Annotated in this window: 13 protein-coding genes and 1 tRNA gene; 5 read left to right on the forward strand and 9 right to left on the reverse strand. The window is 72.2% G+C overall.

Annotation, left to right across the window (positions count from 1 at the left end; all coding sequences use genetic code 11):
* Nucleotides 1-67: 67 nt before the first annotated feature.
* Nucleotides 68-1,222 carry an acyl-CoA dehydrogenase family protein gene (locus tag ACQBJO_RS11270; RefSeq protein WP_255183897.1) on the reverse strand — a complete coding sequence of 385 codons (1,155 nt, stop codon included), beginning with the start codon at nt 1,220-1,222 and terminating at the stop codon, nt 68-70.
* 82 nt (nt 1,223-1,304) lie between these two features.
* Between ACQBJO_RS11270 and ACQBJO_RS11275 the strand changes: the two genes are divergently transcribed.
* Complete coding sequence (locus ACQBJO_RS11275) at nt 1,305-1,916, forward strand: TetR/AcrR family transcriptional regulator (protein WP_255183898.1); 612 nt, start codon at nt 1,305-1,307, stop codon at nt 1,914-1,916.
* 118 nt (nt 1,917-2,034) lie between these two features.
* Nucleotides 2,035-3,081, forward strand: coding sequence for an SGNH/GDSL hydrolase family protein (locus ACQBJO_RS11280; protein WP_421007377.1), 1,047 nt, complete (start codon nt 2,035-2,037; stop codon nt 3,079-3,081).
* 7 nt (nt 3,082-3,088) lie between these two features.
* Here the strand turns inward: ACQBJO_RS11280 and ACQBJO_RS11285 are convergent, their stop codons facing one another.
* Nucleotides 3,089-3,694 (reverse strand): pentapeptide repeat-containing protein, encoded by a 606-nt coding sequence (locus ACQBJO_RS11285; RefSeq protein WP_421007378.1) that lies wholly within the window; start codon nt 3,692-3,694, stop codon nt 3,089-3,091.
* A gap of 86 nt (nt 3,695-3,780) precedes the next feature.
* Between ACQBJO_RS11285 and ACQBJO_RS11290 the strand changes: the two genes are divergently transcribed.
* Complete coding sequence (locus ACQBJO_RS11290; RefSeq protein WP_421007379.1) at nt 3,781-4,938, forward strand: macrolide family glycosyltransferase; 1,158 nt, start codon at nt 3,781-3,783, stop codon at nt 4,936-4,938.
* Between the two features lie 64 nt (nt 4,939-5,002).
* Here the strand turns inward: ACQBJO_RS11290 and ettA are convergent, their stop codons facing one another.
* The 3 genes from ettA to ACQBJO_RS11305 form a co-directional block, all read right to left on the reverse strand.
* The gene (ettA, locus tag ACQBJO_RS11295; protein WP_255183902.1) at nt 5,003-6,685 is read right to left on the reverse strand and encodes an energy-dependent translational throttle protein EttA; all 1,683 of its coding nucleotides are present in this window, start codon (nt 6,683-6,685) and stop codon (nt 5,003-5,005) included.
* A gap of 68 nt (nt 6,686-6,753) precedes the next feature.
* Complete coding sequence (locus ACQBJO_RS11300) at nt 6,754-7,281, reverse strand: single-stranded DNA-binding protein (protein WP_421007380.1); 528 nt, start codon at nt 7,279-7,281, stop codon at nt 6,754-6,756.
* Nucleotides 7,282-7,291: 10 nt separating this feature from the next.
* Entirely contained in the window at nt 7,292-7,429 is a 138-nt protein-coding gene (locus ACQBJO_RS11305) for a hypothetical protein (protein WP_255183904.1), read from the reverse strand.
* On the opposite strand from ACQBJO_RS11305, the gene ACQBJO_RS11310 reads away from it, so the two are divergent.
* Nucleotides 7,428-8,066: a maleylpyruvate isomerase family mycothiol-dependent enzyme gene (locus ACQBJO_RS11310; RefSeq protein ID WP_421007381.1), complete on the forward strand. Its 639-nt coding sequence runs from the start codon at nt 7,428-7,430 to the stop codon at nt 8,064-8,066. The two genes, ACQBJO_RS11305 and ACQBJO_RS11310, sit on opposite strands and share 2 nt — an antisense overlap.
* A 42-nt stretch (nt 8,067-8,108) precedes the next feature.
* On the opposite strand, the gene ACQBJO_RS11315 is transcribed toward ACQBJO_RS11310, so the two are convergent.
* The 3 genes from ACQBJO_RS11315 to ACQBJO_RS11325 all read right to left on the reverse strand — a co-directional run bounded on the left by ACQBJO_RS11315 (nt 8,109) and on the right by ACQBJO_RS11325 (nt 11,657).
* Nucleotides 8,109-9,767 (reverse strand): GTPase family protein, encoded by a 1,659-nt coding sequence (locus ACQBJO_RS11315; protein ID WP_421007382.1) that lies wholly within the window; start codon nt 9,765-9,767, stop codon nt 8,109-8,111.
* Nucleotides 9,764-11,482 (reverse strand): ABC transporter, encoded by a 1,719-nt coding sequence (locus ACQBJO_RS11320; RefSeq protein WP_421007383.1) that lies wholly within the window; start codon nt 11,480-11,482, stop codon nt 9,764-9,766. Before ACQBJO_RS11320 ends, ACQBJO_RS11315 begins: the two co-directional genes overlap by 4 nt.
* 101 nt (nt 11,483-11,583) lie before the next feature.
* A tRNA-Arg gene (locus tag ACQBJO_RS11325) sits at nt 11,584-11,657 on the reverse strand.
* 79 nt (nt 11,658-11,736) lie between these two features.
* On the opposite strand from ACQBJO_RS11325, the gene ACQBJO_RS11330 reads away from it, so the two are divergent.
* Nucleotides 11,737-12,414 carry a 4'-phosphopantetheinyl transferase family protein gene (locus ACQBJO_RS11330; protein WP_421007384.1) on the forward strand — a complete coding sequence of 226 codons (678 nt, stop codon included), beginning with the start codon at nt 11,737-11,739 and terminating at the stop codon, nt 12,412-12,414.
* 54 nt (nt 12,415-12,468) lie between these two features.
* On the opposite strand, the gene ACQBJO_RS11335 is transcribed toward ACQBJO_RS11330, so the two are convergent.
* Nucleotides 12,469-13,899 (reverse strand): PrsW family intramembrane metalloprotease, encoded by a 1,431-nt coding sequence (locus tag ACQBJO_RS11335; RefSeq protein ID WP_421007385.1) that lies wholly within the window; start codon nt 13,897-13,899, stop codon nt 12,469-12,471.
* Between the last annotated feature and the right edge of the window lie 121 nt (nt 13,900-14,020).

Here is a 14,020-nt window from a genome sequence, read left to right on the forward strand (position 1 = left end):
ACTCGGCGGGTAGCGCGACGGCCGGCCGCACCATGGACTGGTGCGACCGGCCGTCGGTCAGAGAATCTCAGAGACCCAGGTCGCGGCCGATGAGCTCCTTCATGATCTCGTTGGTGCCGGCCCAGATCTTGTTGATCCGGGCGTCACGCCAGGCGCGGGCCACGCGGTACTCGTTCATGTAGCCGTAGCCGCCGTGCAGCTGGACGCACTCGTCGAGGACCTTGCTCTGGGTCTCGGCGGCCCACCACTTCGCCTTGGCGGCGTCGACGGCGGAGAGCTTGCCCTCGGCGTGCGCCGCGACGCAGTCGTCGACGTAGGCCTGGGCCACCTCGATGCTCGTGACGAGCTCGGCGATCTTGAACTTGTTGTGCTGGAAGGAGCCGATCGGCTGACCGAAGGCCTTGCGCTCCTTGGTGTACTCGATCGTCTCCTCGAGGATCTGCGCAGCGTGGGCGACACAGCCGATGGCATTGCCCAGACGCTCCTGCGGGAGCTTCTGCATCATCGAGATGAAGCCCATGCCCTCGGGGCCGAGGAGCCGGTCCGCGGGGACGCGCACGTTGTCGAAGAAGAGCTCGGAGGTGTCGGACTCGGGCTGGCCGACCTTGTCGAGCGGCTTGCCCTTGGTGAAGCCCTCGTCCTCCTTCTCGAGGACGAAGAGCGAGATGCCCTTGGCACCCTTGCTCGGGTCGGTGCGGATCGCGACGACCGCCAGGTCGCACTGGTGACCGTTGGTGATGAAGGTCTTCGAGCCGTTGATGATCCAGTCGCCGGAGCCGTCGTCGGCCTTGACCGCCGAGGACTTGAGGGCGGCGAGGTCGGAGCCACCGTTGGGCTCGGTCATGCCGATGGACAGGATCTTCTCGCCGGTGGCGACCTGCGGGAGCCAGCGCTGCTTCTGCTCCTCGGTGCCCAGCGCGACGATGTAGGGCGCGGTGATGTCGGCGTGGATGCCGAAGCACGAGGAGACCGCGACGTTGAACTTCGACAGCTCCTCGGCGAGGACGGCGTTGAAGCGGTAGTCGTCGATGCCGGCGCCGCCGAACTCCTCGGGGATGGTCAGACCGAAGAAGCCCTGCTTGCCGGCCTCGAGCCACACCTCACGCGGGATCGAGTGCTCGGCGATCATCGACTCGGCGCGGGGCACGAGGTTGCGGTCGACGAACTCCTTGACGGAGCTGCGGAAGGCCTCGTGGTCCTCGTCGTAGATGTTGCGGGGCATGTGTCCACCTCTTCTGGGACGTGACGTGCGGTACGGACTAAGCGCTTGCTTAGTCTCGTGCCCAGCGGGCATGCTGTCAACCGTGACGACGCCGACACCCTCCCTGCCCGAGCACAGCAACCCGACGGTCGTGCGTCTCTTCGAGGCGGCCGCGGATGCCTTTGCCGACAAGGGATTCCACGCGACGACGACGCGCGACATCGCCTCGCGCGCCGGTCTGTCCCCGGCGGGTGTCTACGTCCACTTCGCGAGCAAGGAGGACCTGCTCTTCCAGCTCAGCCGCGTCGGCCACGAGGGGGCGCGTGACGACCTCGCCGCCGCAGCAGCCCGCGCCGACTCCCCCACCGAGGCCCTCGCCCACGTCATCTCGGCCTTCGCCCGCTGGCACGCAGAGCAGCACCAGGTCGCGCGGATCGTCCAGTACGAGTTCCGCCACCTCTCCCCCGAGCACCAGCGCGAGGTCCTCACGCTGCGCCGCGAGATCGACGGCGTTGTCGAGCAGATCATCGCGGCCGGTGTCGAGGCCGGCGACTTCGAGGTCGAGGACGTGCGCGCCACGGCCCTGGCCGCCCTCTCCCTCGTCGTCGACGTCGCCCGCTGGTACCACCCGGGCATCAAGCGCACGACGCCCGAGCAGATCGGGCGCACCTACGGCGCCCTGGCCCTGCGCCTCGTCGGGGCGCGCGCCAGCTGACCCACCCCCTTCGTCGACAACTCGTCAGGACTCCCACCGGACTTCGTCAGCTCGGGACGCACCGGGCTCGGCCCAGCCCTAGCGTGCGATGTGGCCCACCCCACACCGAGGAGTCCGCATGCACCCGTCCCGCCCCATGGCGACCACCGCCATCGCCCTCGCCCTCGCCGCGGTCGCGGCCCCGTCGCCGGCGACCGCCGCGCCCGGCGACAGCTATGTCGCGCTCGGCGACTCCTACTCCTCGGGGACGGGGACGCGCCAGTACATCTCCGACGGGACCGAGTGCCTGCGCTCGACACTCGCCTACCCCTCGCTCGTCGCCGCCGCGGGTGACCTCGACCTCGACCTGCGGGCCTGCAGCGGCGCCACGATCTCCGACGTGACCACCACCCAGCTGTCGGCCCTGTCCACCGGGACCGACCGGGTGAGCATCTCCGTCGGCGGCAACGACGCGGGCTTCGCCGACGTGCTCACCGAGTGCGCGATGCCGGGCTGGGCGAGCGACTGCCAGGGCGCGATCGACGGGGCGCAGAGCTTCGTCAGCACCACGCTGCCCGGCCGGCTGACGACCCTCTACTCCTCGATCCGCAGCAAGGCCCCCAATGCCGCGGTCGTCGTCGTGGGCTACCCGCGCATCTTCATGGGCGAGGACTGCAATGCCCTGACGTGGTTCGCCCCCGAGGAGCAGACCCGGCTCAACGAGATGGCCGACCTGCTCAACTCCCGCCTGCGCACGGCTGCACAGGAGGCCGGCTACACCTTCGTCAACCCGACGAGCGCCTTCACCGGACACGCCGTCTGCGACGACCCCGAGTGGCTCAACGGCCTGTCCGACCCGATCGTCGAGAGCTACCACCCCAATGTCGCCGGGCACCGCGACGGCTACGCGCCCCTCGTGTCGGGCCCGATCACCGGCGCGACGCAGCAGGTCACCGCGAGCACGATCGAGCGGGCCACGGCCGGGGCCGACGAGCAGGCGCGGCGGCAGCGTGCGCGTGCCGACGTCGACCGCACCATCGAGCCGAAGACGGTGCGTCTGCCCGACCTCGACAGCCCTCGAGTGCGCCAGGCGGCGGCTCGTGCCGGCGTCGACATCGACTCTCCCGCAAGCGTGCTCGCGGCCGACCGCGCGTGGTCGGCACGGCAGGCGCGCGACCACGGCTGACCGCGCATCACTCCACGACGACGCCGAAGGGAGCGAGCAGCCCGAGCGCGCCGACGGGGTCGACGCGCAGCCCGGCCAGCTGCGCATCGCGTGCGTCGACGACGTAGTCGCGCGCGGTGCGCAGGTCGGCCTCGCGCAGGTCGACCCGCACGAGACGGGCCCCGGCCAGCGAGCAGTCGTCGACGACGGCCTCGCGCAGCACCGCCCCGTCGAAGTCGGCGTCGGTGAGGACGCACCGCTCGAAGCGCGCGCCCGTCAGGTCGAGCCCGCCGAAGCTGCCCATCGACAGCTGGCAGTCCACCCACGTGCACGGGTCTGGCGCGAGCACCGGCTCGCGCAGCATCGACCACGACGTGGCGAGCGCCTTGCAGCCGGTGAAGATGCACCCGTCGAGCACCGAGTCGGGCAGCCGCACGCGCGAGAGGTCGACCTGCTCGACGGTGCACCTCTCGAGCCGCACCCCCGCGAGGCTCGCGCCCGCGAGGGACCCGCCGCGCAGGGTGCACCCGACCAGATCGACACCGGTGAGGACCTCCCCTTCGTCCAGCGAACCGGTGAGCACCTCGTCGACGACGCTCGTGCGGCCGGCGACCTGGTCCAGGAGTGAGGGCATGGCGGCACGCTACCGAGGCGTGGCGACAATCGGCCGGGACGAAACTCGCTGGCGTCACGTCGGGGGCCGAGGCGATCATCGAGGGCATGGCCCACCTCGCGATGTTCGGCGTCGATGCCGTCAGCCACACCCTGCCCAGCCTGGAGATCCTCCGGGAGCTCGTCGCGCGCGGGCACCGGGTGAGCGTCGTCAACGACCCGCACCAGCGCGAGCTCGTCGAGGGCACCGGGGCGCGCCTCGTGCCGTGCACCTCGACCCTGCCGGACGGTGACTGGCCCAGCGACCCGATCGCGGCCATGCGCACCTTCCTCGAGGACGCGATGCAGGGTCTGGAGCAGGTCCGGGAGCACTTCACCCGTGACCCCGCCGACCTGTACCTCGCGGACATCGGCGGCTACGGCGGGCGGGTGCTCGCCGAGGCGCAGGGAGCCCCCTTCGTCCAGCTCTCGCCCACCTATGTCGCCTGGGAGGGTTATGCGCAGGAGGTCGGCGACCAGGTGATGGCCCTGCCCGGAGCCGCGCAGTACCGAGCGGACTTCGCCGCCTGGCTCGAGCGTGCCGGGGCCACCACGCACGACCCGGACGCCTTCGCCGGCATCCCGCCGCGGGCCCTGGCCCTGGTCCCCCGGGCAATGCAGCCGCACGCCGACCGGGTCGACGAGCAGCGGGTCACCTTCGTCGGACCCTGCATCGGCGAGCGCGTCGACCAGGGCTCGTGGCAGCGCCCGGACGGTGCCGAGGTCGTCGTCCTCGTCTCACTCGGCTCGAGCTACACCGACCAGCCGGACTTCTACCGCCAGTGCCTCGCCGCCTTCGGCGGCCGCGCGGGCTGGCACCTCGTGCTGCAGGTCGGGCGACGGATCGACCTCGACGCGCTGGGCGCGATCCCCGAGGGGGTCGAGGTCCACCGGTGGGTGCCCCAGATGGCGATCCTGCGCGAGGCCGACCTCTTCGTCACGCACGCCGGCATGGGTGGGTGCGGCGAAGGACTGCTCACGGCGACGCCCATGATCGCCGTCCCCCAGGACGTCGACCAGTTCGCCAATGCCGACACCCTCGTCGGGCTCGGCGTGGCCCGACGGCTCGACACCGCCGAGGCGAGCGCCGCCGCCCTGCGCTCCGCCGGCGACGAGCTCCTCGCGGACCGCGAGGTCGCCGCGCGGCTGGCCGAGCTGGCACACGCGGCACGGGCCGAAGGGGGCACCTCGCGGGCGGCCGACCTCGTCGAGGCCGAGCTGCGGTAACGACGCGCGACGGGCGCTCGCCCCCGTCGTGGGGGGCGAGCGCCCGTCGTCGTGCAGCGATGTCTCAGTCGCGGGTGAGGCGACGGTGGGTGACGCGGTGCGGACGCGCCGCCTCCTCGCCGAGGCGCTCGATCTTGTTGGCCTCGTAACCCTCGAAATTGCCCTCGAACCAGTACCAGCTCGCGGGGTTCTCCTCGGTGCCCTCGTAGGCGAGGATGTGCGTCGCGACGCGGTCGAGGAACCACCGGTCGTGGGAGATGACCACGGCACAGCCCGGGAAGTCGAGCAGCGCATTCTCGAGCGACCCGAGGGTCTCGACGTCGAGGTCGTTGGTCGGCTCGTCGAGGAGCAGCACGTTGCCACCCTGCTTGAGGGTCAGCGCGAGGTTGAGACGGTTGCGCTCACCACCGGAGAGCACGCCCGACTTCTTCTGCTGGTCCGGGCCCTTGAAGCCGAACTGGCTGACGTAGGCGCGCGAGGGGATCTCGACCTGGCCGACCTGGATGTGGTCGAGCCCGTCGGAGACGACCTCCCAGACGTTCTTCTCCGGGTCGATGCCGCCGCGGTTCTGGTCGACGTAGGAGAGCTTGACCGTGTCACCGATGTCGACGACGCCCGCGTCGGGCTCCTCGATGCCGACGATGGTCTTGAAGAGCGTGGTCTTGCCGACGCCGTTGGGACCGATGATGCCGACGATGCCGTTGCGCGGCAGGGAGAAGGACAGGTCCTCGATGAGCACGCGGTCGTCGAAGCCCTTCTTCAGGCCCTTGACCTCGATGACCTTGCTGCCCAGGCGCGGGCCCGGCGGGATCTGGATCTCCTCGAAGTCGAGCTTGCGGGTCCGGTCGGCCTCCGCCGCCATCTCCTCGTAGCGCTCGAGGCGTGCCTTGTTCTTCGTCTGGCGCGCCTTGGGGTTGGAGCGCACCCATTCGAGCTCGTTCTTCAGGCGCTTGGCGAGCTTGGCGTCCTTCTTGCCCTGGATCTGCAGACGCTCCTGCTTCTTCTCCAGGTAGGTCGAGTAGTTGCCCTCGTAGGGGTAGAGCCGGCCACGGTCGACCTCGGCGATCCACTGCGCGACGTTGTCCATGAAGTAGCGGTCGTGCGTCACGGCGACGACGGCGCCCGGGTAGGACGCGAGGTGCTGCTCGAGCCAGAGCACGGACTCGGCGTCGAGGTGGTTGGTCGGCTCGTCGAGCAGGAGCAGGTCGGGCTTCTGCAGGAGCAGCTTGCACAGCGCGACGCGGCGGCGCTCACCACCGGAGAGCACGGTGACGTCGGCGTCCGGCGGCGGGCAGCGCAGGGCGTCCATCGCCTGCTCGAGCTGGGAGTCGAGGTCCCAGGCGTCGGCGTGGTCGATGTCCTCCTGGAGCTTGCCCATCTCCTCCATGAGCGCGTCGAAGTCCGCGTCTGGCTCGGTCATCAGCTCGGAGATCTCGTTGTACCGGTCGAGCTTGGCCTTGATCTCGCCGGCGCCCTCCTCGACATTGCCCAGGACGGTCTTGTCCTCGTTGAGCGGCGGCTCCTGGAGCAGGATGCCCACGGTCGCGCCCGGCTTGAGCTGCGCCTCGCCGTTGCTCGGCTGGTCGAGCCCGGCCATGATCTTGAGGATGGTCGACTTACCGGCCCCGTTGGGCCCGACCATCCCGATCTTGGCTCCGGGGAAGAAGGACATCGAGACGTCATCGAGGATGACCTTCTCGTTGTGCGCCTTGCGCGCACGGACCATGGTGTAGATGTAGTCGGCCATGGGGGCAGGCTATCCACTCCTGCCCCCGCGCCCGAATCCTCCCTGCCCGCCCTGCCCCGCCCGGCACCTCAGACCGGCTGCGGGACGGGAGCCTCCTCCCCTTCGTCCTCGTGCTCGGGCGACTCCGTGGGCGACGCGGACCCCGCCCAGCCCGGCTCGTCGCTGCTCGCGACGCGATCGGCAAGGGCCACCAGCCCCTCGACCCCCGCCTCCTGGGCGGGCGAGTCGGTCACGCCGCGGCTGACCTTGGCGTAGTCGCTCGTGCCGAAGGTCATGTCGTGCCCGACGCTCACCGCCTCGATGTCCGCAGAGCTCCCCCACGACTCGTCCGCCCGCTGCCAGGAGTTGATCGTCAGCCGCCCGTGCACGACGACCGGGTCGCCCTTGTGCAGGGACAGGTGCGCGTTCATCCCCAGCGAGCGGAAGGCCGCGACGTTGTAGAAGCTCGTCGACACGTCGACGAAGACGCCCTCGCGATTGCGCCGGCGCACGGTCGTCGCGACGCGGAAGGTCGTGAACTGCCGACCCTGCGTCGTCTGGCGGTGCTCCGGGTCGGCGACGACCCGGCCGGCGACGGTGATCTCGACTTCGTTCATGGTGCTGTCCTCACTCCCCGCCCACCGCGGTCGGTGGGCCCGTGGATCCAGCCTCACCGAGGCGAAGGGGGCGCAGCCGCACCCGGAGCAGGATGTGGACGACGAGGGTCTGGCGCGCGAGCCTGTGGACGAGGATGATCGTCGCCATGGACACGGCCACGGTGTGGCGCTGGACCCACGCCGAGCGAGCGGCCCTCGAGGCGACCCTGACGTCCCTGCCCCCGCAGGCCTGGGAGCACCCCTCGCTGTGCGACGGCTGGAGCGTCAAGGACGTCGCCGCCCACGTCATCTCGAACCCCCAGATCGGCTGGGCCCAGATGCCGGGCCTGGTCGCCCGCAACCTCGGTCACGGCTACAACGGGATGATCAAGCGCGAGGTCCAGCGGCTCGGCGCGACCCAGACCCCGGAGTCGGTCCTCGCCGACTTCGAGCGATATCGGGGGTCGACACGTCACGTGCCCACGACGACGGCCGTCGAGCCCCTCGTCGACGCGATCGTCCACCACCAGGACATCCTGCGTCCCCTCGGCCTCGAGCACTCGCCGGACCCGACGGCGGCCGTGGTGGCGGCCGACCGGTGCCGTCTGCTCAGCCCGCTGCTCGGCGGCCGTCGGCTGCTGCGCAGCGTGCGGATGGTCGCCACCGACGTCGACTGGGTCCGCGGTGACGGGCCGGAGCTCACCGGCCCGGTCCTCGAGCTGCTCATGGTGTGCGCGGGCCGGGCCCGCGCCGCACGCGGGCTGACCGGCGAGGGCGCGGCGCTGCTGCCGCCGGCGGCGGCCTAGGGCGTCCGGCCCCAGCCGTCCGGCGGGCCCGCTCCTCGAGTCCTAGCGCGTCCGGCCGAGAGCCCGCTCGATCCCCGCGCGGGTGCGCTCGTGCTCGGCGAGCACCTGCGTCACGGGCTCGACGACACGAGCATCACCGACCTCGCCGATGGCCCGACGCAGCCGCTTGTCGACCGTCGCGGCGCGCTTGCGGGCGCCGATGCCGGCCAGCCAGCGGGCGATGGCGGCGAGCAGCAGCCCGCCGAGCAGACCGCCGACGAGCAGCAGGAAGGGCATCGCGAAGGGCCCGACGTCCGCCGTCGGGATGTCGGGCAGCTGCAGCCACCCGGCGAGCGCGATGACGACGAGCCAGACGAGGCCGACGACCGCCGCGAGCGCCAGGACGATCTGCAGCAGGCTGAAGACCGCCCACCACGCCGGCTTGCGTCCGCGCAGCGAGGTGCGCAGCACCGCCTGATCGAGCTCGTCGGCGAGGTCGGCATCGGAGGGACGGGCGGCGTCGGCGACGGCATCGGCCCAGCGCGTGGGCAGGCCCTCGCCGGCGCTCGATCCGATCCGCCGGGCCGCGAGGTCGACCGCTGCCCGGGCCGCGGGTGCCGGCGGCGGGATCGACGAGCGTCCGAGCACGGCACGCACGTCCTGCTCGGTGATGTCCGGCGACCCGGCGACGTCGCGGTCGAGCCGCAGCCGCTTGAGCGGAGCGGGACGGAAGGCGCGGACCCACCGGGTGAAGGGCCAGCCGGTACGCGCCCACGACTCCATCCGGAAGTCGCGTGCGACGGCATCGACGACGGTCGGCACCCCCGCGCTGCGGGCGAGGGCGTCGACGAGCTCGGCACGCGCCCGGTCGGACACCCCGGCGCCCTGCTCGCCGACCGAGTCGAGCAGCTCGCCGGCGGCGGTGCGCACATCGGCACCGAGGCGGTGGCGGGCGGCATCGGCGTGCTCGACGGCGTCGTGCAGGCGGGCGCGCAGGTCGTCGAGACCCGCTCCGCTGCGGGTCGAGGTGCCGACGACCTCGTGCTCGTCGAGGCCGTCACGCTCGAGCAGGCGGGTCAGGTCGGCGGCGATCTGCTCCTGCCCCCCGGCCGGCAGCCGGTCGACCTGGTTGAGCACGACGAGGGTGACGGCGCCGTACTCGCGCAGCACGGCGACGTAGTCGTCGTGGAGGACGGCGTCGGCGTACTTCTGCGGGTCGGTCACCCAGACGAAGACGTCGACGAGCTCGAGCACCCGGCGCGCCTCCTCGCGGTTGGCCGACTCGCGGGAGTCGAAGTCGGGCAGGTCGACGAGGACGAGCCCCTCGAGGTCGCCGGGGTCAGGCACCTGGTGGCGCGTGCCGACGGACAGCCAGTCGAGCAGCGCGCCCGCGGGCTCGCTCCCCCAGACCGCGGCGGTCGGGGTCGAGGTCGTCGGGCGACGCTGCCCCACCGTCGCCACGTCGGCACCGGCGAGTGCGTTGAAGAGCGACGACTTCCCCGAGCCCGTCGCCCCCGCGAGCGCGACGACCGTGTGCCCGCCGACGAGGGCGGTGCGCTCGTGCACCTTGTCGACGACCTCGCGGGCACGCCCCGCGGCCCGGGGGTCGAGACGGTCGGCCCCGGTGTCGAGCGCGGTGGCCAGGGCGTCGGCGCGCGCGGTCAGCTCGTCGGCCGTGAGGGCGCCCTGCGTCCCACGACGAAGGGGGTTGCGCCGGCTCATCGCGCCTCCTCACCGACCGCGGCGGCGGCCTGCTGCAGTCGACGGATCTGCGCCTCGCTCACGCTCAGCTCACCGGTGACGGCGGTGTAGCGGTCGCGCTCGTCCTCGTAGAGCGTCTCGACCCGGTCGAGGAGCAGCTGGCGTGCCTTGCGGGCCATGTCGCGCACCGCCTGGTCGCCGAAGATCGCCTCGAGCACCTTTTGCGCCAGTGCGGTCGTGCCGCCGGCGATGGCCACCTCGGGGGCGACGAGCACCCCGCCGGTGTGGGCGAAGGAGACGAGCATGAGGAAGAGGCCGATGCCGTTGACCCCGTAGGCGGCGATGCGCGCGTTGGTGCGACGGTTGCCGCCCTCCGAGCGCACGATGTCGAGCACGTCGCCCTGCCAGTCGCGCACGAGGCGCTCGACCTCGCTCTCGAGGCCCCGCGAGGAGCGGGCCAGCTCGGGGTGTGCCTCGAGGACGAGGGGGCCGGCCTCGGTGCCACGCCAGGTGCGGGTGATCGTCGCGGCCGCCGCATCGGCCTCGGCGATGAGCAGCGCGCTCACCCCGGTGTGCAGGGCCTGGTCGAGCTCGGCCGCCGGTGACGGCCCGCCGGCGACGGCGGAGGTGACCCGGTCACGCAGGCGGGAGACTCCCTTCTCCACCTTGCGGAAGAACTCGCCGGTGCCGACGAACTCCTGCCACCGGGCGAGGACCTCGCCGCGCAGCAGCTGCCCGTCCTTCATCCCGTCGGTGACGCCCTGCTCGGCAGCGTCGTAGGCGTCGTAGGCGACCTGGGTGAGCGAGCTGGCCTGCTCGCGCTGGGCCTGCGCCGCCTCGATGACCGAGGTGGCCCGGCCGTCGAGCGACCGCAGGGCGCCCTGCAGCGTCTGGCGGATGATGATCGTGCGGGCCCGCTGGTCGCCCGCGAGCGCCGTGAGCCAGCCGCGCACCCGCTCGATGTCGGCATCGGGGATCAGACCGTCGGTCGTCAGCTCGGTCTCGGGGACGGTGAAGACCGGCGCGGTCTCCAGACCCTGCTCGCGCAGCATCTCGACGAGGTGGGTGCGCACATCGGCCATCGCCGGCCGGTCGACGCGGTCGAGGACGATCGCGACGGCGGTGCCGCGCTCGGAGGCCTGCCGCAGCAGCCGCCACGGGATCGCGTCGGCGTAGCGCGCGGCGGTCGTCACGAAGAGCCACAGGTCGGCCGCCGCCAGCAGCTGGGTCGCCAGCTCGCGGTTGGCCGAGACGACCGAGTCGATGTCGGGTGCGTCGAGGATCGCCATGCCCGGCGGCAGCGTCGTCGACGGGGTGAGCCGCACCGTGCCCGGCTGCGGCTCCCCTTCGCCACCGGTGACCCGGGCGAGCGAAGGGAGGACCCTCGCGTCGCGGAACCAGCGCTCGTCGTCGGGGTGGTGGATGAGCACGGGGCTGGTCGTCGTCGGGCGCAGCACGCCGGAGCGGCTCACCTCGCGACGGAGGATGGAGTTGACCAGCGTGGACTTGCCGGAGCCGGTCGAGCCGCCCACCACCGCGAGCAGCGGGGCGTCCATCGACTCGAGTCTGGGGATGACGTAGTCGTCGAGCTGGTCGAGCAGCGCCTGACGCTCCCCGCGCGCCTGCCGCGTGCTCGGCAGGTCGAGCACCAGCCGGCTCCGCTCGACCTCGTCACGCAGGGCGGTCACGCGGGTCAGGAGGCTGCCGTCGTCGCGTCCCCTCGGCATCTCACCCATGCGGCCCACCCTATCCAGCGACGCGCGTCCGGCAGGGTCACCCGGGGGCGATGCGCCCGGCGGGTCGCACCCGGCCCGGCGTCGCCCTTGCGGACGGTCGGCGCCCCCGGCAGGACTCGAACCTGCGACCTAGGGATTAGAAGGCCCTTGCTCTGTCCAGCTGAGCTACGGAGGCACGCCCGGGTGAACGGGACATGTCCACGACCCGGGCGGCATCAGTGTAGTGAGGGGCCCGACCTGCCATGATCGGCACCATGCCTGTCCGGATCACCGTGCGTGAGGCGGGGGTCTCCGACTCCCCCGACGACCTGGCGATCCTCGACGCGGGCGAGCGCACCCGCGCCGGGCGCAAGCGCGAGGCAGCTCCCTTCGTCACCGGGCACGCCCTCGTGCGGCGGGTCCTCGGCGAACTGCTCGACCGCGACCCGGGGGCGCTCGAGTTCGCCCGGCGCTGCGCCACCTGCGGCAGCGACCAGCACGGCAAGCCCAGCCTCGTCGGCGCCCCCGGCTGGCACTTCTCCCTCTCCTACACCGGTGCCGGTGCGATCGTCGCCGTCGCCCGGGGCGTCGAGGTGGGCGTCGACATCGAGGACCTCACCGACGCCGACTTCGAGGGCTTCGCGCGCACGACGCTCGCGGCCGACGAGGTCGCCGGCTTCGGCAGCCTCGACGGTCACGACCTCCTCGTCGCCCGTGCGCGGGTGTGGGCACGCAAGGAGGCCGTCCTCAAGGCGACCGGCCGCGGGCTCGTCGTCGACCCCTCCGAGGTCCTCGTCTCCGGGCCCGGCGAGCCGGCGCGACTCGTCGACTGGCGGGCCGACGAGCCGCGCCCCGCGCAGATCTCCCTCGCCGACGTCGACGTCACGACCGACGACCACCGGGCCGCCGTCGCCGCCCTGACCGACGAGCAGCTCGTGGTGGAGCCGGCCTGACCGGACACGGGCAGGTGGGGAGCCTCCGCAGCAGCCCACCCACCCGCGCGACGATCAGGCGCCGGCGAACTCCCTTCGCCTGGCCGTCATCGAGTCGAGGAGGACCCGCTCCTGCTGGAGCGCGTCGTGGTCGGCCTCGTGGCGCAGCTTGCGGAAGCGCAGCAGCGCCAGCTCGGAGGCGGAGTCCTGGAAGGCCCGCATGGACTGCAGGCTGACCGCGCCGCCGCTGGCGCGGGCCCAGCGGCGGGCCACCCGCCGCTCCTTCATCGACGCGAGCATCGCGACCTCGTCGCGGGAGATCCACCCGGAGTCCGCGTAGGGCAGCAGGTGCTCACCGATGACCTTGCCCTCCCGCGAGCGGGTCCAGATGACGAAGGCGACGAAGGAGACGAAGGCGACGAAGCCGAAGCACAGGCCGAGGATCAGGCCGGTCGTGCCGGAGGAGGCGCTGAGGTTCCACAGCCCGTGGAGCAGCACCGCGGCGCACCAGCCGATGATCGGCGCGACGACCTTGACCGGCGTCGAGCGCGACAGCGCCGCCATGCCGACCGCGATACCGGTCATCGTCGTGAACATCGGGTGGAGGAAGGGGCTGATGATGCCGCGCAGCACGAAGGTGACGACGAAGGCCGGCGTCCCGCCCTCGGTGAGCGCGCGGCCGAGGTAGAGGATGTTCTCGGTGAAGGCGAAGCCCGCCGCGACGATGCCGGCGTAGACGATGCCGTCGGTCAGGCCGTTGAACTCCTTGCGCATGAACCACCACATGACGAGCAGGAAGACCCCCTTGAAGGTCTCCTCCACGAGCGGGGCGACGATGACGGCGCCGAGCACGTTGGCCGACTCCGGGTCGGTGACGCCGAGCAGGAAGACCCCGCCGATCGTGTTGAGCACGAGCGAGATGAGCGTCGAGCCGAGCGCGCCGTAGAGGAAGGCCGTGACGAGGTAGCGCCACGGCTCGGCCTCGAAGCGGTCGAGCCACAGGAAGATCGGCACGACGATCGCCAGCGGGATGAGCGCGAAGACGAGCCCGATGAGGGTGGTCAGGATGCCGAAGCTCAGCCCGAAGTAGAGCGCGAAGATCAGGGCGAGCACGAGCGAGCCGACGACCACGGTGCCGCCGAGCAGCCAGGTGCGCAGCGTGGGGCGCGGGGTGGGGTTGGCCTGCGCCTGCGCGGGCACGTAGTGGGCGGTGTAGCTCTGCTGCTGCAGCCACGCGGCGTGCTGGGCCTGCTGGTGGGCCCAGGCGGCGTTGGCCTGCTGCTGGGCGCCTGCGTGCTGGGCACCGGCCTGCTGGTGCGCGTAGGCGGCCTGCGCCTGCTGCTGGGCCTGGGCCTGCTGGGCCAGGCGCTGCTGCTCCTCGTAGGCCTGCTGCTGCGCGAGCACCTGCTGACGGGAGTCGGTGCGGGCCGCCTCCTCGGCGAGCAGGACCGAGCGGGTGGCGGTGCGGTACCACTCGGGCTCCTCCGGTGCGCTGCGGCGCAGCATCCGGCGGCTGAGGGTGTCCTCGGACGGCGTCGAGCGGGGCGCGGGCGGCGCCGGCGGCTGGCCGACGGGCGGCGCGGGAGGCTTCGGGGTGGTCGGGGGCGCGGGCGGGGCGGGAGGCTGC

The sequence above is a fragment of the Janibacter zhangyanbonis genome, from assembly GCF_050507325.1.
GTDB lineage: Bacteria > Actinomycetota > Actinomycetes > Actinomycetales > Dermatophilaceae > Janibacter.

What these genes read in the sequence shown, in the direction of transcription:
- ACQBJO_RS11270 (WP_255183897.1), bottom strand. Translation starts at nt 1,222, where the DNA reads ATGCCCCGCAACATCTACGACGAGGACCACGAGGCCTTCCGCAGCTCC.
- ACQBJO_RS11280 (WP_421007377.1), top strand. Translation starts at nt 2,035, where the DNA reads ATGCACCCGTCCCGCCCCATGGCGACCACCGCCATCGCCCTCGCCCTC.
- ACQBJO_RS11285 (WP_421007378.1), bottom strand. Translation starts at nt 3,694, where the DNA reads ATGCCCTCACTCCTGGACCAGGTCGCCGGCCGCACGAGCGTCGTCGAC.
- ACQBJO_RS11290 (WP_421007379.1), top strand. Translation starts at nt 3,781, where the DNA reads ATGGCCCACCTCGCGATGTTCGGCGTCGATGCCGTCAGCCACACCCTG.
- ettA (WP_255183902.1), bottom strand. Translation starts at nt 6,685, where the DNA reads ATGGCCGACTACATCTACACCATGGTCCGTGCGCGCAAGGCGCACAAC.
- ACQBJO_RS11300 (WP_421007380.1), bottom strand. Translation starts at nt 7,281, where the DNA reads ATGAACGAAGTCGAGATCACCGTCGCCGGCCGGGTCGTCGCCGACCCG.
- ACQBJO_RS11310 (WP_421007381.1), top strand. Translation starts at nt 7,428, where the DNA reads ATGGACACGGCCACGGTGTGGCGCTGGACCCACGCCGAGCGAGCGGCC.
- ACQBJO_RS11305 (WP_255183904.1), bottom strand. Translation starts at nt 7,429, where the DNA reads ATGGCGACGATCATCCTCGTCCACAGGCTCGCGCGCCAGACCCTCGTC.
- ACQBJO_RS11315 (WP_421007382.1), bottom strand. Translation starts at nt 9,767, where the DNA reads ATGAGCCGGCGCAACCCCCTTCGTCGTGGGACGCAGGGCGCCCTCACG.
- ACQBJO_RS11320 (WP_421007383.1), bottom strand. Translation starts at nt 11,482, where the DNA reads ATGGGTGAGATGCCGAGGGGACGCGACGACGGCAGCCTCCTGACCCGC.
- ACQBJO_RS11330 (WP_421007384.1), top strand. Translation starts at nt 11,737, where the DNA reads ATGCCTGTCCGGATCACCGTGCGTGAGGCGGGGGTCTCCGACTCCCCC.
- ACQBJO_RS11335 (WP_421007385.1), bottom strand. Translation starts at nt 13,899, where the DNA reads ATGCTGCGCCGCAGCGCACCGGAGGAGCCCGAGTGGTACCGCACCGCC.